This window comes from Aeromonas rivuli (assembly GCF_020149575.1).
Lineage (GTDB): Bacteria > Pseudomonadota > Gammaproteobacteria > Enterobacterales > Aeromonadaceae > Aeromonas > Aeromonas rivuli.
In genome coordinates this window covers 1,513,982-1,537,739 of record NZ_CP079742.1, presented here as the reverse complement: position 1 = coordinate 1,537,739, position 23,758 = coordinate 1,513,982, and the positions used below count along the sequence as shown (strand labels likewise).

24 protein-coding genes are annotated in these 23,758 nt (G+C 62.0%); 17 read left to right on the top strand and 7 right to left on the bottom strand.

Annotated elements, in window-relative coordinates; translation table 11 throughout:
• Positions 1-65: 65 nt before the first annotated feature.
• The 3 genes from KYK33_RS07295 to KYK33_RS07285 form a co-directional block, all read right to left on the bottom strand.
• On the bottom strand, positions 66-1,070 hold the full coding sequence (locus KYK33_RS07295) for an NADP-dependent oxidoreductase (RefSeq protein ID WP_224432550.1): 1,005 nt from the start codon (positions 1,068-1,070) through the stop codon (positions 66-68).
• A 172-nt stretch (positions 1,071-1,242) separates the two neighbouring features.
• Positions 1,243-2,040 carry an SDR family NAD(P)-dependent oxidoreductase gene (locus tag KYK33_RS07290; RefSeq protein WP_224432549.1) on the bottom strand — a complete coding sequence of 266 codons (798 nt, stop codon included), beginning with the start codon at positions 2,038-2,040 and terminating at the stop codon, positions 1,243-1,245.
• A gap of 113 nt (positions 2,041-2,153) precedes the next feature.
• Positions 2,154-3,245: an alkene reductase gene (locus KYK33_RS07285; protein ID WP_224432548.1), complete on the bottom strand. Its 1,092-nt coding sequence runs from the start codon at positions 3,243-3,245 to the stop codon at positions 2,154-2,156.
• A 233-nt stretch (positions 3,246-3,478) separates the two neighbouring features.
• Here KYK33_RS07285 and KYK33_RS07280 point away from each other — a divergent pair, with 233 nt between their 5' ends.
• Both KYK33_RS07280 and KYK33_RS07275 read left to right on the top strand, forming a co-directional pair.
• Positions 3,479-4,087 carry a TetR/AcrR family transcriptional regulator gene (locus KYK33_RS07280; protein ID WP_224432547.1) on the top strand — a complete coding sequence of 203 codons (609 nt, stop codon included), beginning with the start codon at positions 3,479-3,481 and terminating at the stop codon, positions 4,085-4,087.
• 372 nt (positions 4,088-4,459) lie between these two features.
• Positions 4,460-5,803 (top strand): anaerobic C4-dicarboxylate transporter, encoded by a 1,344-nt coding sequence (locus tag KYK33_RS07275; RefSeq protein ID WP_224432546.1) that lies wholly within the window; start codon positions 4,460-4,462, stop codon positions 5,801-5,803.
• Positions 5,804-5,875: 72 nt separating this feature from the next.
• Here the strand turns inward: KYK33_RS07275 and KYK33_RS07270 are convergent, their stop codons facing one another.
• Entirely contained in the window at positions 5,876-7,012 is a 1,137-nt protein-coding gene (locus tag KYK33_RS07270; RefSeq protein ID WP_224432545.1) for a M20 family metallopeptidase, read from the bottom strand.
• A 424-nt stretch (positions 7,013-7,436) separates the two neighbouring features.
• On the opposite strand from KYK33_RS07270, the gene KYK33_RS07265 reads away from it, so the two are divergent.
• From KYK33_RS07265 to KYK33_RS07225, 9 genes are all read left to right on the top strand, one after another.
• Positions 7,437-7,751, top strand: a complete 315-nt coding sequence (locus tag KYK33_RS07265; RefSeq protein ID WP_042042947.1) for a hypothetical protein — start codon at positions 7,437-7,439, stop codon at positions 7,749-7,751.
• Between the two features lie 319 nt (positions 7,752-8,070).
• Positions 8,071-8,982, top strand: coding sequence for a LysR family transcriptional regulator (locus KYK33_RS07260; RefSeq protein ID WP_224432969.1), 912 nt, complete (start codon positions 8,071-8,073; stop codon positions 8,980-8,982).
• Between the two features lie 353 nt (positions 8,983-9,335).
• Positions 9,336-9,686, top strand: coding sequence for an ArsC family reductase (locus KYK33_RS07255; RefSeq protein ID WP_224432544.1), 351 nt, complete (start codon positions 9,336-9,338; stop codon positions 9,684-9,686).
• A 22-nt stretch (positions 9,687-9,708) separates the two neighbouring features.
• A complete protein-coding gene (gene dapE / locus KYK33_RS07250) occupies positions 9,709-10,836 on the top strand; it encodes a succinyl-diaminopimelate desuccinylase (RefSeq protein ID WP_224432543.1) in 1,128 nt (375 codons plus the stop codon).
• A 26-nt stretch (positions 10,837-10,862) separates the two neighbouring features.
• Positions 10,863-11,570 (top strand): M15 family metallopeptidase, encoded by a 708-nt coding sequence (locus KYK33_RS07245; protein WP_224432542.1) that lies wholly within the window; start codon positions 10,863-10,865, stop codon positions 11,568-11,570.
• Positions 11,567-11,716 (top strand): hypothetical protein, encoded by a 150-nt coding sequence (locus KYK33_RS07240; protein WP_157014099.1) that lies wholly within the window; start codon positions 11,567-11,569, stop codon positions 11,714-11,716. Before KYK33_RS07245 ends, KYK33_RS07240 begins: the two co-directional genes overlap by 4 nt.
• 244 nt (positions 11,717-11,960) lie before the next feature.
• A complete protein-coding gene (locus tag KYK33_RS07235; protein ID WP_042043925.1) occupies positions 11,961-13,691 on the top strand; it encodes a potassium/proton antiporter in 1,731 nt (576 codons plus the stop codon).
• A gap of 23 nt (positions 13,692-13,714) precedes the next feature.
• The gene (locus KYK33_RS07230; RefSeq protein ID WP_224432541.1) at positions 13,715-14,818 is read left to right on the top strand and encodes a beta-N-acetylglucosaminidase domain-containing protein; all 1,104 of its coding nucleotides are present in this window, start codon (positions 13,715-13,717) and stop codon (positions 14,816-14,818) included.
• Between the two features lie 4 nt (positions 14,819-14,822).
• The gene (locus KYK33_RS07225; protein ID WP_224432540.1) at positions 14,823-16,037 is read left to right on the top strand and encodes a cation:proton antiporter; all 1,215 of its coding nucleotides are present in this window, start codon (positions 14,823-14,825) and stop codon (positions 16,035-16,037) included.
• A gap of 74 nt (positions 16,038-16,111) precedes the next feature.
• Here KYK33_RS07225 and KYK33_RS07220 read toward each other — a convergent pair whose 3' ends face one another.
• Complete coding sequence (locus KYK33_RS07220; protein WP_042043922.1) at positions 16,112-16,744, bottom strand: LysE family translocator; 633 nt, start codon at positions 16,742-16,744, stop codon at positions 16,112-16,114.
• A 163-nt stretch (positions 16,745-16,907) separates the two neighbouring features.
• Here KYK33_RS07220 and KYK33_RS07215 point away from each other — a divergent pair, with 163 nt between their 5' ends.
• The 3 genes from KYK33_RS07215 to KYK33_RS07205 all read left to right on the top strand — a co-directional run bounded on the left by KYK33_RS07215 (position 16,908) and on the right by KYK33_RS07205 (position 19,548).
• A complete protein-coding gene (locus KYK33_RS07215) occupies positions 16,908-18,530 on the top strand; it encodes a methyl-accepting chemotaxis protein (RefSeq protein WP_224432539.1) in 1,623 nt (540 codons plus the stop codon).
• Positions 18,531-18,706: 176 nt separating this feature from the next.
• Complete coding sequence (locus KYK33_RS07210; protein ID WP_042043920.1) at positions 18,707-19,240, top strand: DUF1523 family protein; 534 nt, start codon at positions 18,707-18,709, stop codon at positions 19,238-19,240.
• A complete protein-coding gene (locus KYK33_RS07205) occupies positions 19,237-19,548 on the top strand; it encodes a winged helix-turn-helix domain-containing protein (RefSeq protein ID WP_042043919.1) in 312 nt (103 codons plus the stop codon). Before KYK33_RS07210 ends, KYK33_RS07205 begins: the two co-directional genes overlap by 4 nt.
• 59 nt (positions 19,549-19,607) lie before the next feature.
• Here KYK33_RS07205 and KYK33_RS07200 read toward each other — a convergent pair whose 3' ends face one another.
• Complete coding sequence (locus tag KYK33_RS07200; protein ID WP_224432538.1) at positions 19,608-20,078, bottom strand: hypothetical protein; 471 nt, start codon at positions 20,076-20,078, stop codon at positions 19,608-19,610.
• Between the two features lie 212 nt (positions 20,079-20,290).
• Between KYK33_RS07200 and KYK33_RS07195 the strand changes: the two genes are divergently transcribed.
• A complete protein-coding gene (locus KYK33_RS07195) occupies positions 20,291-21,028 on the top strand; it encodes an RluA family pseudouridine synthase (protein WP_224432537.1) in 738 nt (245 codons plus the stop codon).
• 234 nt (positions 21,029-21,262) lie between these two features.
• Here the strand turns inward: KYK33_RS07195 and udp are convergent, their stop codons facing one another.
• Positions 21,263-22,018 (bottom strand): uridine phosphorylase, encoded by a 756-nt coding sequence (udp, locus tag KYK33_RS07190; protein ID WP_042043915.1) that lies wholly within the window; start codon positions 22,016-22,018, stop codon positions 21,263-21,265.
• 532 nt (positions 22,019-22,550) lie between these two features.
• Between udp and KYK33_RS07185 the strand changes: the two genes are divergently transcribed.
• Complete coding sequence (locus KYK33_RS07185) at positions 22,551-22,889, top strand: outer membrane protein assembly factor BamE (protein ID WP_042043914.1); 339 nt, start codon at positions 22,551-22,553, stop codon at positions 22,887-22,889.
• A 138-nt stretch (positions 22,890-23,027) separates the two neighbouring features.
• Positions 23,028-23,663 carry an NAD(P)H-binding protein gene (locus tag KYK33_RS07180; protein ID WP_224432968.1) on the top strand — a complete coding sequence of 212 codons (636 nt, stop codon included), beginning with the start codon at positions 23,028-23,030 and terminating at the stop codon, positions 23,661-23,663.
• The last annotated feature ends 95 nt before the right edge of the window (positions 23,664-23,758 follow it).

The window sequence follows — 23,758 nt, the reverse complement described above, 5'->3', positions numbered from 1 at the left end:
ACTCGCACCGTGCAAGAGCCGACCCCAGGGTCGGCTTTTTTATTCCTGCCGTCGCCCTGCGTCTGTCACGCCAGGCTGACGACCACCTTGCCCTTTGCCCGACCGGTCGCCAGATAGGCGAGCGCCTCGCCGGTCTGTTCAAATGGAAAGACCTTGTCGATCACGGGCCTGAGCTTGCCCGCATCTAACAGTTCGGCAATCCGGGTCAGCTGGGCGCCATCCGGGCGCACGAACATCATGGCGTAGGTGACGCCCCGTCTTCTGGCAAGGCGGTGGATCCTCCAGCTCATCAGGCCAAACAGGGCCCTCATGATGACATTCATGTTTCTCGCCCGCGCAAAGGCCGCATCCGGCGGGCCGACCAGCGACAGGAGCCGCCCCCCCGGCGCCAGGATCGACAGCGCCTGCTCGAGCGCGTCGCCCCGCAAGGTACCCAGTACCAGATCGTATCCCTGCAATAGCGCATCGAACTCCTGCCGTCTGTAGTCGATCACCACCTCGGCCCCCAACTGCCCTACCCACTCGACGTTCGCCGTGCTGGTGGAGGTCGCGACCAAGGCCCCCAGGTGCCTGGCCAGCTGAATGGCAAAGGAGCCTATGCCGCCGGAACCCGCGGGAATGAACACCCTCTGGCCCGGCGCGAGTGAGGCCTGCTCGGTGAAGGCCTGCCAGGCCGTCAGCGCCACCATGGGAATGGACGCCGCCTGAACGAAGTCGAGGCTGGCCGGTTTGAGGGCCGCCGCGTGTTCAGGCACCACCACCCATTGCGCCAGGGCGCCACGCCCCAGATCGAAGAGGCTGGCATAGATGGCATCCCCCGGCCTAAACCGCGTCACCCGGCTGCCGACCTCCACCACCACACCGGCCAGATCGCTGCCGAGCACTGCGGGCAGCTCGAACTTGAGCAGGGGTTTGAAAGTGCCTTTCGGGATCATGGTGTCGATGGGATTGAGGCCGACGGCATGCACCTTGACCAGGATCTCGTCCGGCCCCATGGTCGGCTGCGGCAGGTCGGTGAACTCGGGCCGTGCCGAGCGACCATAGTGTTTGAACACAAAGGCTTTCATCATCTTGTTACCAGAAAGCATGAGGTGACCGAAACCGGGCAAACCGCCCTGTCCAATGCAGTGCGGTGACACAGGTCAGGCACGCCTCATCACGAGAATAAAAGAGGCGGTCTGGAGAGAAAACTGCGGGTTGGGCGTGGCGCCCCCCAGCAGACCGCCGGTCTTGTTGCCGGGATCAGCGGCCCTGAGGCGCAACCTGATAACGTTCGGCGGCGTGGGCCTGCCGAAGGTCGGAGAGCAGCGCCTTGCGCGCGCCATCGAGCTCATCCCAGCGACTGGCCTCATGCAGCGGCGGTATGGTGACCACTTCCCGGCGATCGAAACCGACCAGGGCCGCGTCCACCAGCTCCTCCACCGCCATCAACTCCGGCAAGCTGTCGGGATCTATGCCGGAGCGCGCCCAGATCTCGGTGCGCGTGCCGGCGGGCAGCACCGCCTGCACATAGACCCCGGCGGGAGCGAGCTCCAGGCTCATCCCCTGGGAGAGGAACAGCACGAAGGCCTTGGTCGCGCCATAGAGCGTCATGCCAAATTCGGGGGCGAGCCCGACCACGGAGCCGATGTTGACTATTGCCCCTTCCCCAGCTTGCACCAGCCGTGGGGCTATGGCGGCCGCCAGGCGTGCCAGGGCCGTGGTGTTCAGGGTCACCAGTTGCTCGACGCTGCTGGCGGTCTGGGCGAGGAAGTGACCCGACTGGCCCATCCCTGCGTTGTTGATCAGGATGCCGATGCTGGCATCATCCCGTAATCGGGCCTCCACGGCGGCCAGCTCCCGGGATTGGGTGAGGTCGGCGGGCAGGATGTCGACGGCGACGCCGTACGCCTGGCGCAGGCGGCCGGCCAAGTCCGTCAGCCGCGCCTCGTCACGGGCGACGAGCACCAGATCGTGGCCGCGCCGGGCGAAGCGGTCCGCATAGGTGGCGCCAATGCCGCTGGAGGCGCCGGTGATAAGCACTCTGGGTTTAATGGCCATGATGTCATTCTCTCTGTGATCGTGTTGAACCGGGATGGATGTCGCGCAAGGCACTGGCCCCATGGCGCTGTGTCGACGGGGGGCGTGCTATGACGCTTCCCGTCGATGCACGCTTACTCGCCGGCACCCGCCAGGGCCGGGTAGTCGATGTATCCCTCGGCGCCGCCGCCATAGAGGGTCTCGGGTTTCAATGCGGCGAGCGGGGCACCCTGCTGCAGGCGCTCGACCAGATCCGGATTGCTGATAAAGGGGCGGCCGAAGGCAAACAGGTCCGCCTTGCCCTGGGCCAGAGCACTGCTGGCCAGCGCCAGGTCATAGCCGTTATTGGCCAGATAGGTCTGCTTGAAGCGCCGACGCAGGGAGGTGAAGTCGAAAGGGGCGACATCCCGGGGGCCACCGGTGGCGCCCTCTATCACGTGCAGGTAGACGACCCCCAGATCGCTAAGCCGCTCGACCAGATAATCGTACTGCGGCTGGGGATCGCTGCAGGAGATGCCATTGGCCGGTGAGACGGGGGAGACTCGGACCCCGGTGCGATCGGCCCCTATCTCCTCGATCACGGCGGCGGCGACCTCGAGCAGCAGCCGCGCGCGGTTCTCGATGGAGCCGCCATAGCCGTCGCTACGCAGGTTGGCCCCATCCTTGAGGAACTGCTCCAGCAGATAGCCGTTGGCACCGTGGATCTCGACCCCGTCGAAACCCGCCGCCATGGCGTTGGCAGCCGCCTGACGAAAATCATCGATGATGCCGGGGAGCTCCTCCAGTGCCAATGCCCGGGGCATAGACACCTCGACGAAGTCATTGTTGACGAATGTCTTGGTCTGGGCGCGAAGGGCCGAAGGGGCCACCGGCGCCGCGCCATCGGGTTGCAGCGCGACATGGGAGACGCGGCCAACGTGCCACAGCTGCACGAAGATCCGGCCTCCCCCGGCATGCACCGCATCGGTCACCTTGCGCCAGCCCGCAATCTGCGCCGCCGTGTAGAGGCCGGGGGTGTCCTGATAGCCCTGCGCCTGGGCCGAGACCTGGGTCGCCTCGGCGATCAGCAGACCCGCCGTGGCCCGCTGGCTGTAATAGGTGGCGGCATGCTCGCTCGGTACCAGACCGGGGCCGGCACGGTTGCGGGTGAGCGGCGCCATCACGATGCGATTGGCGAGGGGGATGGGGCCGAGGGAATAGGCCTCGAAGAGTCTCTTGTCTGTCATGGCGTGCCTCTGTCGTGTGGAACATGGGTCTGGGGAGGAAGGTAGTCGGTAACCCGGCATAGCGCCGCCATGATCAGGGGCTGCAAGGGTCAATCGAGTGTCGCGACGCTCAACCCCTTCCCGGGGTCTACGCTTCAAAGATGACGATCATAATCTTTTCAGTCAAGGATTTTGATGATGACCAACATCAATGTATAGTGATCACCACTTCCATGATTCAGAGGACGACCGGGATGAGGGTCACCAAGGCACAGGCTCAGGCGAACCGGGCACACATAGTCGCCACCGCAGCCAAGCTGTTTCGCGAGCGGGGTTACGATGGCGTGGGGGTGGCGGATCTGATGGCGGCGGCCGGCTTCACTCACGGCGGTTTCTACAAGCACTTCCCCGCCAAGGCGGATCTGATGGCGGAGGCCGCCACCTGCGGCTTTGAACAGAGTCTGGAGAAAACCAGTGCCCTGGCTAGCCCCGAGTTTGTCAGGCACTACCTCTCCAGAGAGCACCGCGATGCCCCGGGAGATGGCTGCATCATGGCCGCACTGTGCGCCGATGCGGCGCGCCAACCGGCCCAGGTCAAGACCGCCTTCGAGGCCGGCATTGAAGCGATGCTGGCCCGCACCTGTGGCCTGAGCGACACGCCGGATGCACAGGACACCCGGGCCCGTCGCGCCAAGGGGATAGCGCTGATGGCACAGATGATAGGGGCCATCATGCTGTCACGGGCCTGTCCGGATGAATCGCCACTGGCCGATGAGATCCTGGATGCCTGCAGCGCCGCTCTCTTGTCCCGGCTCTCCTCATCCGAAGAGGCAGCCACCGCCGAGCCAAGCCGGGACGGTTAAGCTACCAGCTGATCTGCAAAGCTCATTGCCAAACTCATTGCCAGGTATGCAGACCAGCCCCTCTCTGGTCTATCACTCCTCTTCTTTCCCCTCAGTCGCCCCCTGACAGGGGTCGTTCTCCTGCATGCCATCCTGCTCCTCGCAGAGATCCCCTATCTTCCCCCGCCTGCCATTCCCCAATCGCCTCTGTTCAAGGGCATATCCATCGTTTTTATGCACTTGAATCGGAAATGGGCAGGTTATTGCGCTGCCTCAAATTACTACCTCTTTAGGGGTGATAAAGTGCTTGCCAACCATTTAGTGGCTAATCACCACAGATGATCCGGGCCCTGATCCAGGGCGGACATGGGTTCAATCACACGAGGTAATGGAATGATCTTGATGGAATTTTTGGTGGTACTCGGCTGCTTGCTGCTGGGTACCCGTTTCGGAGGCATGGGACTGGGTCTCATCAGTGGTATCGGTCTGTTCCTGCTGACCTTCGTGTTTGGCCTGGTGCCGGGCGAACCGCCGGTGCAGGTGATGCTGACCATACTGGCGGTGATAGGCTGCGCCGCCACCCTGCAGACCGCCGGTGGCCTCAACCTGATGATGCAGGTCGCCGAGCGCCTGCTGCGCCGTCATCCCCAATACATCACCCTGCTGGCACCGCTCACCACCTGGACCCTCACCTTCCTGTGCGGCACCGGCCACGTGGTCTACACCATGTTTCCCATCATCAATGACATAGCGCTGCAGAAGAACATTCGCCCCGAGCGCCCGATGGCGGTGGCCTCCGTTGCCTCCCAGATGGCGATCTGCGCCTCCCCGGTCTCGGTGGCTGTGGTCTCCATGGTCTCCATCCTGGCGGCCGGTCATGGCATAGGTCAGGCCTATGGCCTGCTCGACATCCTGATGATCGCCATCCCCTCCTCATTGAGCGGGGTGATGATGGCCGCCCTGTGGAGCCTGCACCGTGGCAAGGATCTGGACCAGGACGAAGAGTTCCAGGCCAGGATCCAGGATCCGCAGCAGCGCGAATTCATCTATGGCAGCGGTGAAACCCTGCTCAACACCAAGTTCCCGAAAGAGGCCTACTGGTCGACCTGGATCTTCTTCGCCGCCATCGCCGCCGTGGTCTTGCTCGGTGCCAACGAAGGGCTGCGCCCAATCTTTACCATCAAGGACAAGACCGGCCCCCTCTCCATGAACCTGGTGATCCAGATGATGATGCTGATCGCCGGCGCCATCATCTTGATGCGCTGCAAGGTCAAACCCGGAGACATTGCCAATGGCGCCGTGTTCAAGGCGGGCATGGTCGCCATCTTCTCGGTGTTCGGGGTCGCCTGGATGAGCGAGACCTTCTTCCAGGCCCACATGCCGCTGCTCAAAGAGACCCTGGCCCACGTGGTACAGGCCCAGCCCTGGACCTATGCCCTGGTGCTGTTCCTCATCTCCAAGCTGGTCAACAGCCAGGCCGCCGCCCTCACCGCCATCGCCCCCATGGGGTTGGCGCTGGGGGTCGAACCCAAGCTGCTGATCGCCTTCCTGCCCGCCAGCTACGGCTACTTCGTGCTGCCAACCTACCCGAGCGATCTGGCCTGTATCGGTTTCGACCGCTCCGGCACCACCCGCATCGGCAAATTCATCATCAACCACAGCTTCATCATTCCGGGTCTGATCGGGGTGGCAACCTCCTGCTCCCTCGGCTACGTGCTGACCAGCATACTGCTCTAAGCCCGATGCACCATGACAACGGGAGGCCTTGGCCTCCCGTTGTCGCACCCAGCACGCTCTCCTTCCCTCAGGCTATGCTGGCCGGCTCTCGGCCAGCTCCCTCAATACCCGACGTAGCAGACGAATGCGCGGGCCTATGCTGTCCAGTTGCAAAAACTCATCCTCGGAGTGAAAACCGCCTCCCATGGGGCCAAAACCATCCAGCGAAGGCACACCGGCCGCCGCGGTGAAGTTGGCATCGGAGCCGCCACCCGCCGCCAGCCAGTTGAATGTGATCTCCTCGGCCACCCCCGCCCGCTCCACCAGTGCCATCAAGGCCTTGGTATCCTCATTCGGTGCCATGGCTGGCTTGAAGCCAAGCCTCTCCACCTCGACTCGACTCCCGGCCAGGAAGGGGTTGTTGGCCATAAAGGCGAAACGATGATCGATGAGCTCAGCCTCCTCGTTGCTCCAGAAGCGCAGATCCACCATGGCCTCGACAAAGTCCGGCACCACATTGACCCCGGTACCGCCCTGCACAGTGCCGACGTTGAGGGTCGTGCCCGTCTCGAAATTGACCAGCTCGTTGATGGCCAATGCCCAACGGGCGAATTCGGTGATGGCTGACACCCCTTGCGCCAGCGCCGAGCCTGCATGGGCGGCGCGGCCATGAAAGCGCAACCGGTACTTGGCGTTGCCCTTGCGGGCGCTGATGAGGGAGCCATCCGGGCGCGCGGCCTCGGCCACCAGCACGCAGCCCGATTGCCGAGCCTTGTCAATCAGCCACTCCTTCGACCAGGGCGAGCCCAGCTCCTCGTCGCTGTTGCAGCACACCAGGATCCGGAGCCGGGCCAGCAGATCGGGGGTTAACCCCTTGAGGGCATGGAAGGTCGATAGCAGGCCGCTCTTCATGTCAGACACACCGGGGCCAAACCCCTGCTCCCCCTCGATGCGCAGTGGCCGCCTGGCGGCGGTGCCCTCGGGGAAGACGGTATCCATGTGCCCCACCAACATCACGTCATAATGACTGGCCCCCGGCGCATTGGTGATCTCGAGACAGGGGCCGCACTCGGCGGCGAATTGATGGCGCTGCACCTGCCAACCAAGGGAGAGGTACTTCTCGGCCATGAGCTCGGCCACCTTGGCCACCCCGGCCGGGGTGCGGGTGCCACAATCGAGATTGATGAGCGGGGCCAGTTCGGCCAGATATTCATCCAGAGAGAACGACATTAGCTTCTCCTACGCGGGGTCAGGCCCCATTCATTCAGGATTTCCTGGGCAGCGCGCCCGGAGCTGAGATTCGGGTCAACGGCAGCGCCGTTCAATATGAGACTCAATCAGCGAGTGGCATTGGATGCCCAGGCGAGTCACGGCAAGAGTGCCGACGGGTCTCTCGAACTGTGCAATCTAGAGGGTCATTCGTCTCTGCCCATTGATCCCTATCAAAAAACAGCACACCAGGGGCACCATGCAATCATTAGCTCCACAACAAGTGATAAATTCAGTCTTTTATTCTAAAGGCAAAGCTTTAGAATGCCTCCAACTGCCAGGGCGGGGCTAATAACCCGCTTTTTGCGCTGGATCAAGATCCGGCGCGCTCAAGCTGCCACTATCGGCATCGACACCCTGCGACCACTTCGCACCGGAGAGAGCTATGACAAACCAGGCCACCGCAAGCATGACAACCTGCGACTACAAGCTGTGGGATATTCTCGTCGAGTCGGCAAAGGAACGCTCAACCATCCGTTACTCCAAACTGGCCAAGATGGCCGGGCTGGAGACCTGCCAGGACGAACTGCGCACCTTGCTGCAGCGCATTCGCATGTATTGCACCGAGCATCAGTTGCCGGTGCTCTCTGCCATAGTGGTGGACGACATCGGCAAGTACACCGGCCTCACCTCCGGCCTGCCGGAAGCCCCCTGGGAGCGGGCCAGGGTATTTGATTACCAGTGGCCAGTGGCCCCCTGACGATCAGACCCACCCCATTTTGCTTAAGACGCGCCCCGAGGCGCGTTTTATTTGTCGGCTTGGAGATGCGCCTGGCTCCCATAAAAAAACCCGCCATGACGGCGGGCATACAAGCAAGCAACACGCTGCCTGGCAGAGTAAAAGAGTTCAGGTTTGTCGAATCGCCACCCTAGGCACCACGCAAAAAGGGGCAACTGTTCGGCACTACCTGGCCAGATGACAGAGGCAACTGACCGGTATGCCGCGCGTCGACGGCAAGCAGATTAGAGTGACTGCACTTATTAAGGAAATGATTTGTTAGTATCCCGTTATGCATAGAGTGAATTTACGGGGCATAGACCTCAACCTGCTGGTGGTGCTCAAGGCCCTGCTCGAGGAGCGCAGCACCACCAAGGCGGCCGAGCGCCTCGCCATGAGTCAACCCGCCGTCAGCCGGGCCCTGTCCCGCTTGCGGCTGCTCTATGATGATCCCTTGCTGATCCGCACCCCCCAAGGGATGGAAGCCACAGTGCGGGCCGAGGCACTCTTGCTGCCCCTGCGCGAGATCCTCGCCGGCATAGAGCAGACCCTGAGCCCGTCACCCGAGCTGGATCCCAGCTGTTTCGAGGGGATACTGCGCATCGGGGCCCACACCTATGCCGAATACGTGATCCTGCCCAGCCTGCTCACCGAGCTGCAACGGCTCGCCCCTCGTCTGCGGGTACAGATGATCCCTCTGACCCAGGCGTTCGAGCATCAACTCGACCAGGGCGCGGTCGATCTGGTGATCAGCAAACAGGATGATCTGCCCGGTCGCTTTCGGCGCCAGCCCCTGTTCGAGGATAGGTTGCAGAGCTGCGCCCACCGCCACCATCCCCTGCTGGGCCAAAGGCTCAGCATCGCCGACTTCGCCAGGGCCCAGCACCTGCTGGTTTGCCCCCGAGGCGAGCCACACGGTATTGTCGATGAGCTGCTGGCGGCCCACGGCCTGCAGCGCGAGATCCCGCTGGTGGTACAGAGTTTTCTGTCCGCCCCCTTCATCCTGGCCCAGAGCCCGCTGCTGCTGACCGCGCCCGCCCGCATACTGCAACCCATGATGGCACTGCTCGATCTGGCCGAATGCGCGCTCAGCTTCCCGCTGCCGCGCTTCGAGATCAGCCTGATCCGCCACCGGCGGGACGACAACCACGCCCTGCTCAACTGGTTTGAAGGGGTATTGCTGCGCTGGGCCGCCCAACTCGACGCCATCTAGGCCGAAACCTTGAGACCCAGGCCTCGCAGCCCTGCCAGCATCGGCCTCTCCTTGAATGACAGACCCCTGTTCCAGCACGCACGGCGGCCTGGCTGGTTGCCTTGAACCGGATGTGGCTACCCTACCAGCATCCGGTCTCTCCTTGGATGACAGCCCCCCTGTTCCAGCACGCACGGTAGCCTGGCTGGTTGCCTTGAACCTGGTGTGTATACCCTGCCAGCATCGGCCTCTCATCGATGGCCAGCACCCGGTTCCAGCACAAGGGTGCCCCAGGTCGTTGCCTTGGGCGGGCCACAATGCCAGAATCGGCCTCTCATTGATTTCGGGGCCACGCCCCCAGAGAAGGACTCCCCATGGCCATCACCCTCTATGGCATCAAAAACTGCGACACCATCAAGAAGGCCCGCAAGTGGCTGGATGAGGCAGGTGTCGATTACCGCTTTCACGACCACAGGGCCGATGGCCTGGAGCCTGCCCGGCTGGACGCCTGGCTAGACCAGCTCGGCTGGGAAGCCCTGCTCAACACCCGCGGCACCACGTTCCGCGCCCTGCCAGAGGCAGACAGGCAGGGGCTCGACTTGGCCCGCGCCCGTGCCCTGCTGCTGGCCCAGCCCGCCATGATCAAGCGCCCGCTGCTGGACAAAGACGGCGAGCTGCACCTGGGTTTCAAAGCCGACCACTACCAATCCCTCTTCTCTCGTTAACCTTTTCCTGTAAGGAATGCCGATGTCGACTGTCATCACACTGGCCAAGGATCTGATCCGCCGCCCCTCAGTGACCCCCCTGGATGAAGGGTGCCAGACCCTGATGGCGGAGCGCCTCGCCCGGCTCGGTTTCGTCATCGAACCCATGGTGTTTGAAGACACCACCAACCTCTGGGCCCGCCGTGGCAGCGAGGGGCCGCTGTTCTGCTTCGCCGGCCACACCGACGTGGTGCCGGCCGGGCCCCTGGACAAGTGGCACACCCCCCCCTTCGAGCCAACCATCATCGATGGCATCCTCTATGGTCGCGGCGCCGCCGACATGAAGGGCTCCCTGGCCGCCATGGTGGTCGCCACCGAGCGCTTCGTCGCCGCCCACCCGGATCACCAGGGCTCCATCGCCTTCCTCATCACCTCCGATGAAGAGGGCCCCTTCATCAACGGTACGGTGCGCGTCATCGAAGCCCTTGAGGCGCGCAACGAGAAGATCCGCTGGTGCATCGTCGGCGAACCCTCCTCCACCAAGGAGGTGGGCGATGTGGTGAAGAACGGTCGCCGCGGCTCCATCACCGGCGACCTGCTGGTTCGCGGAGTACAGGGCCACGTGGCTTACCCTCATCTGGCAGACAACCCCATCCACAAGGCGGCCCCCGCCCTGGATGAGCTGGCCAGCACCGTCTGGGATCAGGGCAATGACTTCTTCCCCCCCACCAGCTTCCAGATTGCCAACATCCAGGCCGGTACCGGCGCCTCCAACGTCATCCCCGGCGAATTGCACGTCCAGTTCAACTTCCGCTTCAGCACCGAGCTCACCGACCTTGATATACGCCAGCGGGTCGAGACCCTGCTCGACAGTCATGGTCTTGACTATGAATTGAAGTGGACCCTCTCCGGCCAGCCCTTCCTGACCGGCACCGGTGCCTTGCTGGAAGCGGCCGTCGGGGCCATAGAGCGCGTCAATGGCCAGCGCCCTGCCCTGCTCACCACCGGCGGCACCTCAGATGGCCGCTTCATCGCCCCCACCGGGGCCGAGGTGATCGAGCTGGGCCCGGTCAACGCCACCATCCACAAGGTGAACGAGTGCGTGAAGGCCGAGGATCTCGATCTGCTGGCCGACATGTATCAGGGTGTGCTGGAGCGTCTGCTGGCATGAGCCAGCCTGCAGGAGGAGAAGCCGCAATGACTCAGGATCAGCTGCTTGGCCAGGATGAGGGACACCTCGTCTTGCTGGGGGCGGGGCCTCACCGGCTCACCGCCGCCGCCGCAACAGCCTTCGAGGAGATGCAAGTGGCCGCCGCCGCCGCAGGCCACAACCTGCAACCGGCCTCCAGCTGGCGCGGCTTCGAACGCCAGCTCGCCATCTGGAACGGCAAGTGGCGCGGTGAGCGGCCACTGCAAGACGCAGATGGCCAACCCCTGAATGCCCTGCAACTCGATGAGGTCGAGCGACTCCATGCCATCTTGCGCTGGAGCGCCCTGCCCGGCACCAGCCGCCACCACTGGGGCACGGATCTCGATATCTATGATCCGGATTGCCTGCCAGAGGGGGTACGCTTGGCCCTTGAGCCCTGGGAGTATCAGGCGGGGGGCTGGTTCGCCGGGTTGTCAGACTGGCTAGTCGAGCACATGGGGGATTTCGGCTTCTTTCTGCCCTACGGCAAGGGGGATGCGCAGCAGATCCCCAGCGCGGTCGCCTTCGAACCCTGGCATCTCAGCTTCGCGCCAGAGGCCTGGGGACAGCGGCTCGATGCCAAGGCACTGGCGCTTTGCCTGCAACAGGCGGATATTGAAGGCAAGCAGACTATCCTGACCCATCTCGACGAGATCCTGGCCCGTTACGTCGTTCCCCATGACGGCGGCCATGACATTAAAAGGAGTACCCCATGAGTCTCTGGCTGTTAATAGGCTTGCCGCTACTCTTTCTGCTTGGCCTGTTTCTCAATGCCATCAAGGACATGAAGCAACTTGAGAAGCAGCTCCCCAAGTACAAGGACAAGATCCGCGACGTCAAGGATGATGACGACGATTACTGACCAAAAGGGACCCTCTCCGGGTCCTTTTTCATGGTGATTCCCCCTCTATCACTGCACAGCCTCGCGCACTCCGCCCTCTCCTGCCGCCTGTTCTCATAGGACTCCGACCTCAATGGACGACATCACCAGCCAGAGATGGCCAACATGTCTCTAAATTGCAAAATAATGCACAAATAGCCCACACAAGCGGGGGCTAAATGCATATAATGTGCCTGATTTGCATTTTGACAGAAGGAGTACGCCATTGGATGCAGTCAGCATCAACAGTTTCTTTCTTATTGGTGCCCTGTTGGTGGGTGCCAGTGTCCTATTGAGCGCACTCTCATCCCGGCTCGGCATCCCCATCTTGGTAATATTCCTCGCGGTCGGCATGCTGGCTGGAGAAGATGGCCCGGGGGGCATTCATTTTGCCGACTACTCGGTCGCCTACCTGGTCGGCAACCTGGCACTCGCCATTATTTTACTCGACGGCGGCATGCGCACCCGAGTCTCTTCATTCCGGGTTGCCCTCTGGCCCGCCCTCTCCCTTGCAACATTCGGGGTCGCCATCACCACAGGCCTGACCGGCTTGATGGCCGCCTGGCTGTTTGATCTCAGCTTGCTGCAGGGGATGCTGATCGGCGCCATCGTCGGCTCCACCGATGCGGCGGCCGTTTTCTCTCTGCTTGGCGGGCGCAGTCTCAACGAGCGGGTCGGCGCCACCCTGGAGATCGAGTCGGGCAGCAACGATCCCATGGCGGTGTTTCTCACCATCACCCTGATCGAGATCCTGGCCACCGGCCAGCAGGGACTGGATTGGTCCTTCCTGTTCAAGCTGCTGCAACAGTTTGGCCTGGGCGCCGGCATTGGCCTGGGGGCTGGTTGGCTGCTGTGGAAGCTTATCAACAGCGCCAAGCTGGCACCCGGACTCTACCCGCTGCTGACCGTCAGCGGCGGCCTGCTGATCTTTGCCATCACCACGGCGGTGGGGGGCAGTGGCATTCTCGCCATCTATCTCACCGGCCTGCTGCTCGGCAACCGGGTGATCCGCAGCCGCAGCACCACCCTCTCCGTGCTGGACGGCCTGACCTGGCTCAGCCAGATAGGCATGTTCCTGGTGCTGGGCCTGCTCGCCACCCCGAGCAACCTGATGCCCATCGCCCTGCCGGGCCTGGCACTGGCCATGTGGATGATACTGTTTGCCCGCCCGCTCTCGGTCTGGATTGGCCTGCTGCCGTTCAAGAACTTTGCCCCCCGGGAGCGCTGGTTCATCTCCTGGGTGGGACTGCGTGGCGCCGTGCCCATCATCTTGGCGGTGTTCCCCATGATGGCGGGGCTGCCCAATGCCCAGCTCTACTTCAATGTCGCCTTCTTCGTGGTACTGGTCTCCCTCATCTTGCAGGGCAGCTCGCTGCCACTGGCCTCGCGCCTGGCGCGGGTAGAGGTGCCGGTGCCCCCCTCCCCCATCAATCGCTCCGGCCTGGAAATTGATGTCGACAGCCAGTGGGAGACCTTCGTCTACCGACTCGGCTCGGATAAGTGGTGCATAGGTTCGCCCCTGCGCGACCTCAAGATGCCAACCGGTACCCGGGTCTGCGCCCTGTTTCGCGGCCAGGACCTGCTCCACCCCTCGGGCAGTACCCGGCTGCAGGCCGACGATGTTCTCTGCGTCATTGGCCATGAACATGACTTGACCGCCCTGGGTCAGCTGTTCAGCCAGGCCCCGGAGCAGGATCTGGGACCGCGCTTCTTCGGTGACTTCCTGCTGGAGGCGTCGGCCCGCCTGGTGGATCTGGCCCCTATCTACGGGCTGGATCTCGCCGAACTGGAGGATCCCAATCAGAGCCTTGGCCTCTTCCTTGCCGGCCGATTGGGCGATAATCTGGTGGTGGGTGACCAATACCCATGGCAAGGCATGATCTGGACCGTAGCAGAAATGGATGGGGATGAGGCCCGCAAGATAGGCGTGCGCTTCCTCGATGAAGACCCGGTCTGACGGCCACCTGATGGAGCAACACTATGTCTGAGCACAGCCTGATGTCGGGCGCTGGCGCGCCTAACCCCCACCTCGGTCTCATCGAGGGCTTCTTTGGCAAAGGCTGGAGCTGGGCCGCTCGCGCCCACTACGCCCAGTGGCTACCTCGCCACGGCTATGGTTTTTATCTGTATGCCCCCAAGGATGACGGTTATCTGCGCAAGCACTGGGCACTGCCCTGGCCAGAGGCGCACCTCAACGCCCTGCGCCAGTTTGCCGAGCAGTGTCGCGCCAACGGTCTGGCCTTTGGTGTGGGCTTAAGTCCCATGGGTGCCCATCACGACTACGAGCGTCAACGTCCAGCCCTGCTCGAGAAGCTCAGGGTCATCGACGACGTGCTGGCCCCGGACATACTGGCGGTACTGTTTGACGACATGGTGGGTGACAGCCCTGAGCTCGCCCCCTTGCAGATCAAGATTGCCCATGACATCGCCGCCCACAGCCAGTCCCGTCGCCTGCTGTTCTGCCCCAGCTACTACTCGACCGATCCCGTGCTGGAGAAGGTGTTTGGCGCCATGCCGGCCAACTATCTCGAAGACATAGGCAAGGGGCTGGATCAGCGTTTCGATATCTTCTGGACAGGCCAGAAAGTGTGCTCAAGCGAATACCCAGCCTCGCACCTCAAGCAGGTCAGCGAGCTGCTCGGTCGCAAGCCTTTCCTGTGGGATAACTACCCGGTCAATGATGGCAGCAAGGCGAGCAGCTACCTGTATCTGCGCGCCTTCGAGAACAGGCCAGCCGACCTGCTGGAGCTCACCTCCGGCCACGGCGTCAACCCCATGAAGCAGGCGGCACTCTCGGCCTTGCCGCTGGCGACGCTGCCGATGAGCTATCGGCTCGGCAAGCAGTATGATCCGGACAAGGCGCTGCACGCCTCCCTCAATGCCACCTGTGGCCCGCAGATCTCGGCCATGATCCAGGCCGACTTGCCACTGTTTCAAGACATAGGCCTGGCCCAGCTCGACCCGGAACAGATCACCCGGCTACGGGCCCGCTATCTGCCGTTCCGAGATCAAGCCTGCGTCGATGAGATAGTGCGCTGGCTGGACGGCGAGTTCGTGTTCGACCCAGACTGCCTGACCGACTGACCCCATGGAGGCGAGCCTCATCTACCAGAATCTGACCATCATCGCCGCTTTCTTGCTGGTCTACAGCCTGATAGCTGGCCGCTTCGAATCCAAACTCATCAATGGCCCCTTGCTGTTCCTGCTGGCGGGGGCCCTGCTTGGCCCTGGCGGTCTCAAGCTGTTCACCCTGGAGATAGACAACGAGGGGATCAAGCTGCTGGCCGAACTGACCCTGGTGATAGTGCTGTTCAGCGATGCCGCCAATACCGATTGGCAGGTGCTGAAAGCCAACCGTCGCCTGCCAATCCGCTTGCTGCTGATTGGTCTGCCCCTGACCCTGGTCGGCGGCGCCCTGTTCGGCCGTTGGCTCTTTCCCGACCTTCCCCTGCTCGAACTTGCCATCCTCGCCACCATACTGACCCCGACCGATGCCGCCCTCGGCCAGGCCGTGGTCAGCAATCCTGCCGTGCCCGCCCCGATACGGGAGGGGCTCAATCAGGAGAGCGGACTCAATGATGGCATCTGTGTTCCGGTGATCCTGCTGCTATTGGCGTTGATCGCCCCGACCGAGCAGCACCAGGGCACCGGCGCCCTGGCGCTCAGCCTGATGCTCGAGGAGATTGGCATAGGCGTAGCCGTCGCGCTGGGGCTCAGCCATTTTACCCTCTGGCTGCTCAAGCTCTCCTACCTCAATGGCTGGCAGTTGCCGCTCTGGCGCCAGCTTACCCTGCCGGGTCTGGCCCTGCTCAGTTTCGCCCTGGCCCAGACCCTGGGGGGCAGCGGCTTCATCGCCGCCTTCGTCGCCGGTCTGCTGATAGGCTACCGGTTTGGCGAACACAAGCACGAGTATCTCGACAGCTGCGAGGGGTATGGTGACTTGCTCTCCGTGGTGATCTGGATGGTATTTGGCGCCACCATGCTGCCCATCATGGGCAGCCTGCTCGAATGGCAATACTGGCTCTATGCCCTGGCCAGTCTCACCTTGCTGCGCATGCTGCCAGTGTGGATCTGCTTGCTGGGCACCGGCCTCACACTCGAGCTCAAGCTGTTTGTCGGCTGGTTCGGCCCCCGCGGTCTAGCCAGCATCGTCTTTGCCGTCATGGTACTGCAGAACAAACCCGCCCTGCTCGGCCAGGACCCCATCATCAAGACGGTGCTCTGCACCATATTGCTCAGCGTGATACTGCACGGCATCAGCGCCAATCCCTGGGTCAATCGCCTCAAGCGCCGTACTCCCTGAGCCGTGAGCGCCCATAAAAATGCCCCCCTCTTTCCCAAAGAGGGGGGCATTTTGCTAGCTGGCAATTGAGTGACTCAGCCCAGGGCCAACCAGAGCCCGACCCCAATCATCAGGGTGCCCGCGATGCGGTTCATCAGCGCCACGTTGCCGCTCTTGGCGAGGAAGTGACGCAGGGTGCGACCGCCACTCGCATAGAGCATCAGGCAGGAGAACTCGATAACCAGGATCAGCGCCACCAGGGCGCCTATCTGCGGTGTCATTGGCTTGGCGGCATTGATGAAGGGAGGCAGCAGGGAGACCATGAAGGCCCACCCCTTGGGATTGGCAATGGCAGTGACAAACCCCTGCATCGCCAGGGTGAGCGGGCGTGTCTCCTGCACGGTGGAGAGATCGGCCGGGATGGCCATCTTGCCCTTGGCTTGCCACATCTGGATGCCGAGCCAGATCAGATAGGCTCCCCCCACGTATTTGAACGCGGAGAAGAGACTCGGATAATTGAGCATCACGGCCGCCACCCCGACCACAGACAACACCGAGACCAGGCCGACCCCAATCAGCTCACCCCACATCATGTGCAGGGTACGGCGTACCCCCAGACTCATGCCAAGGGTCATCGCCAGGGTCATGCACATGCCGGGGGTCACGGAAACGAAGAAAAACGTGGGAATAAACAGGGCCAAGATGGCCGGATCGAACCAGTCAGACACACTACACCTCCATGGTAATAAGCAAAGGATCTTGCCTATCACACTCTTTTAACACAAGAAAATCATTTCCTTCAGCAAGATTTCAGCATTAAAAACCTTGTGACAAGCGTTGTCGCGCCTGTGTAAGATGCCGCCTCACACCTCTTTAGGGTTAGGAAGTTTCATGTCGTTGAATAACCTGTCTATCCGTCTGCAAGTGCTCATCCCCCTCCTGTTTGCCAGCCTCTTGATGATCCTGATGGCCGTCGTCAGCAAACAGGCGATAGACGGCGCCATCATGAACATGAACGAAACGACCACCAGCGTCACCCGCCACAAGGATGATATCGCCGCCCTGATCCACACCAGCTACCGGCTACGCACCAACGCCATCTACGGCCTCTACGATCAGGCCCGCTTCGCCGAGCTGCCCGCCATCCTCACTGCCGCCGAGCAGGAGCTAGGGACCATATTGTCCCGACTGGTCATCCCCGGCACCGAGCAGGACAACCGCCAGGTGGCCGCCGCCCTGCAAGACTACTTGGCCCACACCCGCAGCACCATGCTGCCGCTGCTGTCCCAGCGATTCCAGGGGGGCGGCGATCCCGCCGCCGATGAGCAGGCCCGGCTGCGCTTTCGCGAGCTGGGGGAGCAGCTGATCAGGCAGATAGACACCCTGTCGGCCCACATCAACCAGCTGACTCAGCAGGAGATCGCCCTGGAGCAGGCCCACTATCGCGCCACCTTGCTGCAAACCCTGCTGATGATGGCAGCCACGCTACTCGCAGCGCTCTGCGGTGGTTGGTGGCTCTCCGGTCGTATCGTCCAGCCCATCGGCCAGTTGCAGGAGGTGATGCACGCCGTCGCTCAGGGGCGCTTCAACGTGCGCGCCAGATCCGAGGGCAATAATGAGCTGGGCCAGCTGGCCAAGGATATCAACCAGACCCTGAGCCAGCTGGGCAGCACTATCCATGCCCTGACCGGCATCAGCGGCAACGTGGCCTCCGCCGCCACCGAGCTGGCCGCCGTCATGACCCAGTCCGAGGCCAACGCCCAGCAGCAGCGCAGCGAGACCGAACAGGTCGCCTCCGCCGTCACCGAACTGGCCAGCACCGCCGACAACGTCAACCACAATGCCGCCCTGGCCGACGAGCTGGCACGGGACGCCCACCGCCGGGTCGAACAGGGGCTGGCCCTGTTTGCCAAGAGCATCCAGGCCAACAGCCGCATGGCGGGCAGTCTGGAGAGCGCCGCCAGCGTGGTGGCGCGGCTCAAGTCCCAGTCCGAGCAGATAGGCAAGGTGACTGAGGTGATTCAGAGCATCTCGGAGCAGACCAACCTGCTGGCGCTCAACGCCGCCATCGAGGCCGCCCGCGCCGGGGAAACCGGTCGCGGCTTCGCGGTGGTCGCCGACGAGGTGCGCCTGCTGGCGGCCCGCACCCAGGACTCCACCAAGGAGATCCAGGGGATCATCGAGCAGTTGCAGAGCCAGTCCCAGTCCGCCAACAACGGCGTTCAGGAGACCCTCACCATCCTTGAGCACAATCAGCGCCTCTCCGCCGAAGTGCACGATCTGCTGGGGGGCATCACAGAGGCGGTCACCCAGATCAACGGCGCCAATGCCCAGGTGGCCACCGCCGCCGAAGAGCAGTCCTGCGTCACCGCAGACATCAATCGCAACATCACCAACATCTACGAGATAGTGCACCAGAGTGCCGCCGGTATCAGCCAGAGCGCAGCCGCCAGTCACGAGCTGTCACAGCTCGCCGAACAGCAGCGCAAGCATCTGGCCCAGTTCCAGTTGTGATACCCGCTTTCCATGCCCAGACTGAGGCCCCGCCTGCGGGCCTCTCGCCCGATCCAGGCCCCCTTTCGTCATTGTTTAAAACGGCCTTTTTACATATTGGCTTCATTGGGGGCTGTGCCTGACCGGCAAATATCGGTATGGTAGAGGCACGCCAACGCCCCGCTTATGAGAGCATTATGAATCTGAAGTTCAGGAAGCCCGCCTTCATCATCCTGGGGCTCATCGCCCTGCTGTCCGCCACCTGGCTCGATTACTACTTGCCTGAGCACACCATCGCCACCATCACGGGGGTCGAGGTGAAGCGCACCGACAAGGATGGCCCCATCAGCAAAAACAACCCGGCTGATGGCCCGACCACGGATGTGTATTACATCTATACCGAGCGCCCCGGCGAGAAGATCCGGGTGTTTCGCAATGAAGATACCGGCTGGGGCTTCCCCTTCTACTTCAAGTTTGATGCCGCCGATGTTCAGGCCAAGGCCAAATCCATGGAGTTCGAGAAGAAGCTGGCCATCATCACCTCTTACGGCTGGCGGGTGAACATGTTCTCCATGTTCCCGAACGTCACCAAGATCAAGACCACCACCGACGCCAACGCCTCCAGCTGGAGCTTCTTCCGCTGGTTCTGGTTCGGGATCTGGGCCCTGGCTATCGGTAAATCCGCCCTCGCGCTGTGGCGCTACTTCGAGCGCGTAGAGGATGAGATATGAGTAAAGAGGGAGCCACAGGTGCCAGCAAGACCCGCACCAGCTTCTATCGTCGTCTCTATCTTGCTCATCTGATAGCGACCGGCACAGACACTGTGGTGGCCATCATGGCCGCCACTGGCATGCCCAGACGCACCGCCCAGGACACCCTCTGCGCCCTGGCCGAACTGGATCTGCTGTGCGAGTTCGAGCAAACCCCGGGGGCCCGTCATCAGCAGGGCCATTACCGGATCAGTGACTGGGGTCCCATCAATCCCGTCTGGGTCGCGGCCCACATTGACGAGATAAAGCAGATCCTGGGCTATCCCTGATCCGCGACACCTCCCTGCGGTGTGGCCTCCCTGGCTAAAGGGTGCCGCTCATCCTGGTCCTACTCAGTCAAAGGCTCATCTGGCGTCGTTTCCCCACTCTCATCCCGCGTGCAATCGAGAATGGATTGCTTGGGATTATTGGGGTCGCGCAGCAAGAGAGGCGCCTCGCCAGCATTGTGTCTGGCCTCGTCAGAAAAATCATTGCCATAGCGCGCCACCATGAGATGGCGGGCATTGGCGATGGGCGCATCGATGAAGAGGGCATGCACCTCAAAGGTCGAGGTCGGGATCAGAAAGCCGCTGATGGGCACCTCCCCCAGGGTCTCCCGCGTGCGATACCAGGCAAAGCCATTGGCCACCTTGTAGGGCGTAAAATGAGCGAGTTCGGCATTACCCGGCTTGAGGCTATTGGCATCGAGATAGAGGCTATCGAGGTGACACTCGGCCACCCCGGCCCACAATCGCTCAAACGGGCTGCTGCAACCAGCGAGCGGCAGGCAGAGCAGTAATATCATTGGCACCTTGTCCATCACTGCCCTCCTCAATCCAATGTCAGCCCCATAGGCTCAACCCGGGCCCACTCCTTTCCTACCTTAGCAACTCAGGGTCGCAGGATCCCGCGCTCCAGTCACAGAATCCATGGCAGCATTCGTCGCAGCCCCCCTCTGGGTCAGGATCAGACGCATCCCTGTTATCAGGCTCCCGACCACAAGCCGTGCCAAGCCGGACACCTGGGTGTATCATGCCCGCCCATCCCTTTCGAACCAAGCCGCCCCGCCAGCCTATGCCCAACCCCGCCATCATCGACAACTTCATCGCCCCGCCCTGTCAGGGAGAGATCCGCATCCTCTATCGGGACCAGGCGTTGCTGCTGATCGACAAGCCCTCCGGCTTGCTCAGTCTCTCCGGCAAGAATGCGCAAAACCTCGACTCGGTTCACTATCGACTGGTGCAGGATTTTCCCGGCTGCACCCTGGTTCATCGCCTCGATTTTGGGACATCGGGGCTCATGCTGGTTGCACTCAACAAGGTCGTCAATGCCGCACTCTGCCGCCAGTTCAGTGAACGCACCGTCGAGAAGGGTTATCTGGCGCTGCTCCAGGGTCATCTGGTCGAGGATGAAGGGGTGATGGACTTTCCCATTGCCAAGGATCCGGCCCAGTTTCCCTTGATGAAGATCTGCGCCCAGGAAGGGAAACCGGCCCGCTCCCGCTATCGGGTGCTGGCCCGAGAGTATTGGCCCCATGGCGAGCGGGCCATGATCCCCATCAGTCGGGTTGCCTTGCACCCGGAGTCGGGTCGCACCCATCAGCTGCGCATTCACAGTCAGCAACTGGGTTATCCCATGCTGGGCTGCGATCTCTACGGCGGCACCGCACATGCCCTTGCCGGGCGCCTGATGCTCCATGCCCATCGCCTCAGCTTCAATCACCCCCTCACCAATGAGCGCATAAACGCGGTCTGCGACTGCCCTTTCTAGTTGAGCATGGCGGTTGGTGCGATATAGCGACCGACCGATCTATCCAGCTTCAAGCACCCTCTCAGCGGTGAGCGGAATCAATGCGGTCTGCGACTGCCCTTTCTAAACCTGTTCTCGCCAAAGCCGCGATATTTCATCAAGGCGCTCGGCTATCAATTCCCATAAAAAGATAGGGGCCGTGCTTTCGCAACGGCCCCCACCCCCACTCGGTCCTCTTGATAACAAGAGGTGCTATCAGATCAGCTTGCGGGCAGCGCCCAGCACGATCTTGATGGCATCAGATTCGGTTTTTGCCATGGTGGCAGCACTCGGGATCTCTTGCTGAGTGCGGTTGACGATGACGCCAGCAACCATGCCGGCACGCAGCCCCTGGCTGGCGCACATGGTCAGCAGCGTTGCAGATTCCATCTCATAGTTCAGCACGCCCATGGCTTGCCACTCTTTCATGGAACCCTGGAAACGACTCACTACGCGGCCGGATACGGTGTCGTAACGCTCCTGACCCGGGTAGAAGGTGTCGGAAGAGGCGGTCACCCCCACATGCAGCTTGGAGCCCATCTCTTTGGCAGTGTTGACCAGTGCAGTGGTGCAGTCGAAGTCGGCCACGGCCGGGAACTCCATGGGTGCGAAGTGCAGGCTGGCACCGTCAAGGCGCACGGAACCTGTAGTCACTATCACGTCGCCCACGTTCAGGTGCGGCTGTATGGCGCCTGTGGTGCCGATGCGCAGGAAGGTAGTGATACCCAGCTGGGCCAGCTCTTCCACCGCGATGGAGGTGGACGGGCCGCCGATACCGGTAGAGCAGATGATCACGGCAGTACCGCCCATCTCGCCACGCCAGGTGGTGAATTCACGGTGACTTGCCAGGAACACAGGATTATCCAGCAGCTCAGCGATACGCTTCACGCGCTCGGGATCGCCAGGAACAATCGCCAGGGTGGCACCTTGCAGATCGGCCTTCTTCAACCCTAAGTGGAAAACATCAGACATAGCGGACTCCTGGTTGCTCCCGGCCGACATGGTCAGGGCGCACGTTAAGATGATTCTTTAATGGGACTTTCACATCCTTCACTCCCCTCACAGGGGAGGCGCCAACTATGGTCGAAAGCGCTTTCCAATTCCTTGAAGCAACTCACACTTCCTTGCATTGACAGTGACATTTTTGGCGCAAAACGTTTGCTAACTTAATGAATTACTTGAAAAACGTTTTCCATTGCAATCTGGAAACATGGCGTTGTCAATCCCTGTCACGCCCCTGTCTGCAACCCTGCATCCAGGTCCAGAACGCGAGGTAGAAATTAGCCCCCTTGAAAGAGATCTGCGGCAGTGCCAACCCACGACAGGCGCGCCACGCAGAGTGGCCTCGCCCTCTGTCGCCCCCATGCAACACATCAGTTGGCAGAAAGGGGCGCCTACCGACCCTTTTTATTGGCTGATGGATCAATGGCTTTTTACTTCCGCCAAGGGAGTGGGTATGATTTGCCGAGCTTAAAAAGACTTGAATGGATGATCTGAACTCGTTATGCGGATGAAACACCTGATTGCCGCGGCACTGACCGCTCTCACTCTCTCTGGTTGCAGCCTGGTTTATCGCATCGATATTCCGCAGGGCAACTATGTAGAACAAAAGCAGGTCGACAAACTGCGCCAAGGCATGAGCCGCGAGCAGGTCGAGTTCGTGCTGGGCTCCCCCATGATGCGCGACAGCTTCGATCCCGACACCTGGTATTACCTGTATGAGTTCCAACCGGGCCGAGGTGACAAGGAGCGCAAGGAGCTGACCGTCAAGTTTGTCGGCGACCGGCTGGCCACGGCGAGCGGTGACTTCCCGTTACCTGCGGCCTTCACCACCCCGCTCTGATATCCACCAAAACCGGCCAAGGCCGGTTTTGTTTTATCTGCCAGGAAGGAAAAACATGAGCCCTCTCCCGATGACAGAAGCCGCCGACCCGCGCAGTGATCGGCAAGGGCTCACGTTCAGTACCCTGAGGAGGTCATTCTGAGTCACATCCTGATAGCGGGCGCGACCGGTTTGATTGGACGGGAACTGCTGCGCCAACTCGACCCCAGCCATTCACTGACCCTGCTGTGCCGCAAGGCGGGGGAGGCCCGGCCCGGTCGGCACTGGCTGCCGGTAGACTTCGAGGGACTGGATGAGGTCGCGCTGCCCACCCCCATCGACACTGCCTTCTGCTGTCTCGGCACCACCCGCAAGGAGGCTGGCTCCGATGCGGCATTTCGCCGGGTCGACCATGACTATGTGCTGGCCTTCGCCGCCCTCGCCCGCCGCCATGGTTGCCAGCGGCTGATCGTTGTCTCGAGCCTGGGGGCCAATCCCCGCTCTCCTGCCCTCTATCCCCGCACCAAAGGCGAGATGGAACAGGCCTTGCTGGCTCAGGAGTGGCAGCGGCTCGTCATCGTCCGCCCCGCCATGCTGCTCGGCGATCGCCAGCCGCCCCGCCAGTCCGAACAAATCATTCAGGGCCTCTACCCGCTGATCAAGCCGCTGCTGCGAGGACGCTTCAGACGCTGGCGCGCCATCGAGGCAAGTCAGGTAGCCCACGCCATGATAGCCCTCGCCAGCCAGGAGACGGGGTGTGAGACGGTGGAAAACGAGCGATTGCAGATAATATGAATCCCGCGCGGATGTGCATCCATCCCGCCTGTTCGCGGTAAAATGGCCGTCAAAAAAGCGCCGAGGCGCCTTTAACATGCAGGTTGATTCACCCA

Excerpts from the sequence above, each read along its gene's own strand:
- KYK33_RS07295 (WP_224432550.1), bottom strand. The coding sequence starts at position 1,070 with ATGATGAAAGCCTTTGTGTTCAAACACTATGGTCGCTCGGCACGGCCC.
- KYK33_RS07290 (WP_224432549.1), bottom strand. The coding sequence starts at position 2,040 with ATGGCCATTAAACCCAGAGTGCTTATCACCGGCGCCTCCAGCGGCATT.
- KYK33_RS07285 (WP_224432548.1), bottom strand. The coding sequence starts at position 3,245 with ATGACAGACAAGAGACTCTTCGAGGCCTATTCCCTCGGCCCCATCCCC.
- KYK33_RS07280 (WP_224432547.1), top strand. The coding sequence starts at position 3,479 with ATGAGGGTCACCAAGGCACAGGCTCAGGCGAACCGGGCACACATAGTC.
- KYK33_RS07275 (WP_224432546.1), top strand. The coding sequence starts at position 4,460 with ATGATCTTGATGGAATTTTTGGTGGTACTCGGCTGCTTGCTGCTGGGT.
- KYK33_RS07270 (WP_224432545.1), bottom strand. The coding sequence starts at position 7,012 with ATGTCGTTCTCTCTGGATGAATATCTGGCCGAACTGGCCCCGCTCATC.
- KYK33_RS07265 (WP_042042947.1), top strand. The coding sequence starts at position 7,437 with ATGACAAACCAGGCCACCGCAAGCATGACAACCTGCGACTACAAGCTG.
- KYK33_RS07255 (WP_224432544.1), top strand. The coding sequence starts at position 9,336 with ATGGCCATCACCCTCTATGGCATCAAAAACTGCGACACCATCAAGAAG.
- dapE (WP_224432543.1), top strand. The coding sequence starts at position 9,709 with ATGTCGACTGTCATCACACTGGCCAAGGATCTGATCCGCCGCCCCTCA.
- KYK33_RS07245 (WP_224432542.1), top strand. The coding sequence starts at position 10,863 with ATGACTCAGGATCAGCTGCTTGGCCAGGATGAGGGACACCTCGTCTTG.
- KYK33_RS07240 (WP_157014099.1), top strand. The coding sequence starts at position 11,567 with ATGAGTCTCTGGCTGTTAATAGGCTTGCCGCTACTCTTTCTGCTTGGC.
- KYK33_RS07230 (WP_224432541.1), top strand. The coding sequence starts at position 13,715 with ATGTCTGAGCACAGCCTGATGTCGGGCGCTGGCGCGCCTAACCCCCAC.
- KYK33_RS07225 (WP_224432540.1), top strand. The coding sequence starts at position 14,823 with ATGGAGGCGAGCCTCATCTACCAGAATCTGACCATCATCGCCGCTTTC.
- KYK33_RS07215 (WP_224432539.1), top strand. The coding sequence starts at position 16,908 with ATGTCGTTGAATAACCTGTCTATCCGTCTGCAAGTGCTCATCCCCCTC.
- KYK33_RS07210 (WP_042043920.1), top strand. The coding sequence starts at position 18,707 with ATGAATCTGAAGTTCAGGAAGCCCGCCTTCATCATCCTGGGGCTCATC.
- KYK33_RS07205 (WP_042043919.1), top strand. The coding sequence starts at position 19,237 with ATGAGTAAAGAGGGAGCCACAGGTGCCAGCAAGACCCGCACCAGCTTC.
- KYK33_RS07200 (WP_224432538.1), bottom strand. The coding sequence starts at position 20,078 with ATGGACAAGGTGCCAATGATATTACTGCTCTGCCTGCCGCTCGCTGGT.
- KYK33_RS07195 (WP_224432537.1), top strand. The coding sequence starts at position 20,291 with ATGCCCGCCCATCCCTTTCGAACCAAGCCGCCCCGCCAGCCTATGCCC.
- udp (WP_042043915.1), bottom strand. The coding sequence starts at position 22,018 with ATGTCTGATGTTTTCCACTTAGGGTTGAAGAAGGCCGATCTGCAAGGT.
- KYK33_RS07185 (WP_042043914.1), top strand. The coding sequence starts at position 22,551 with ATGCGGATGAAACACCTGATTGCCGCGGCACTGACCGCTCTCACTCTC.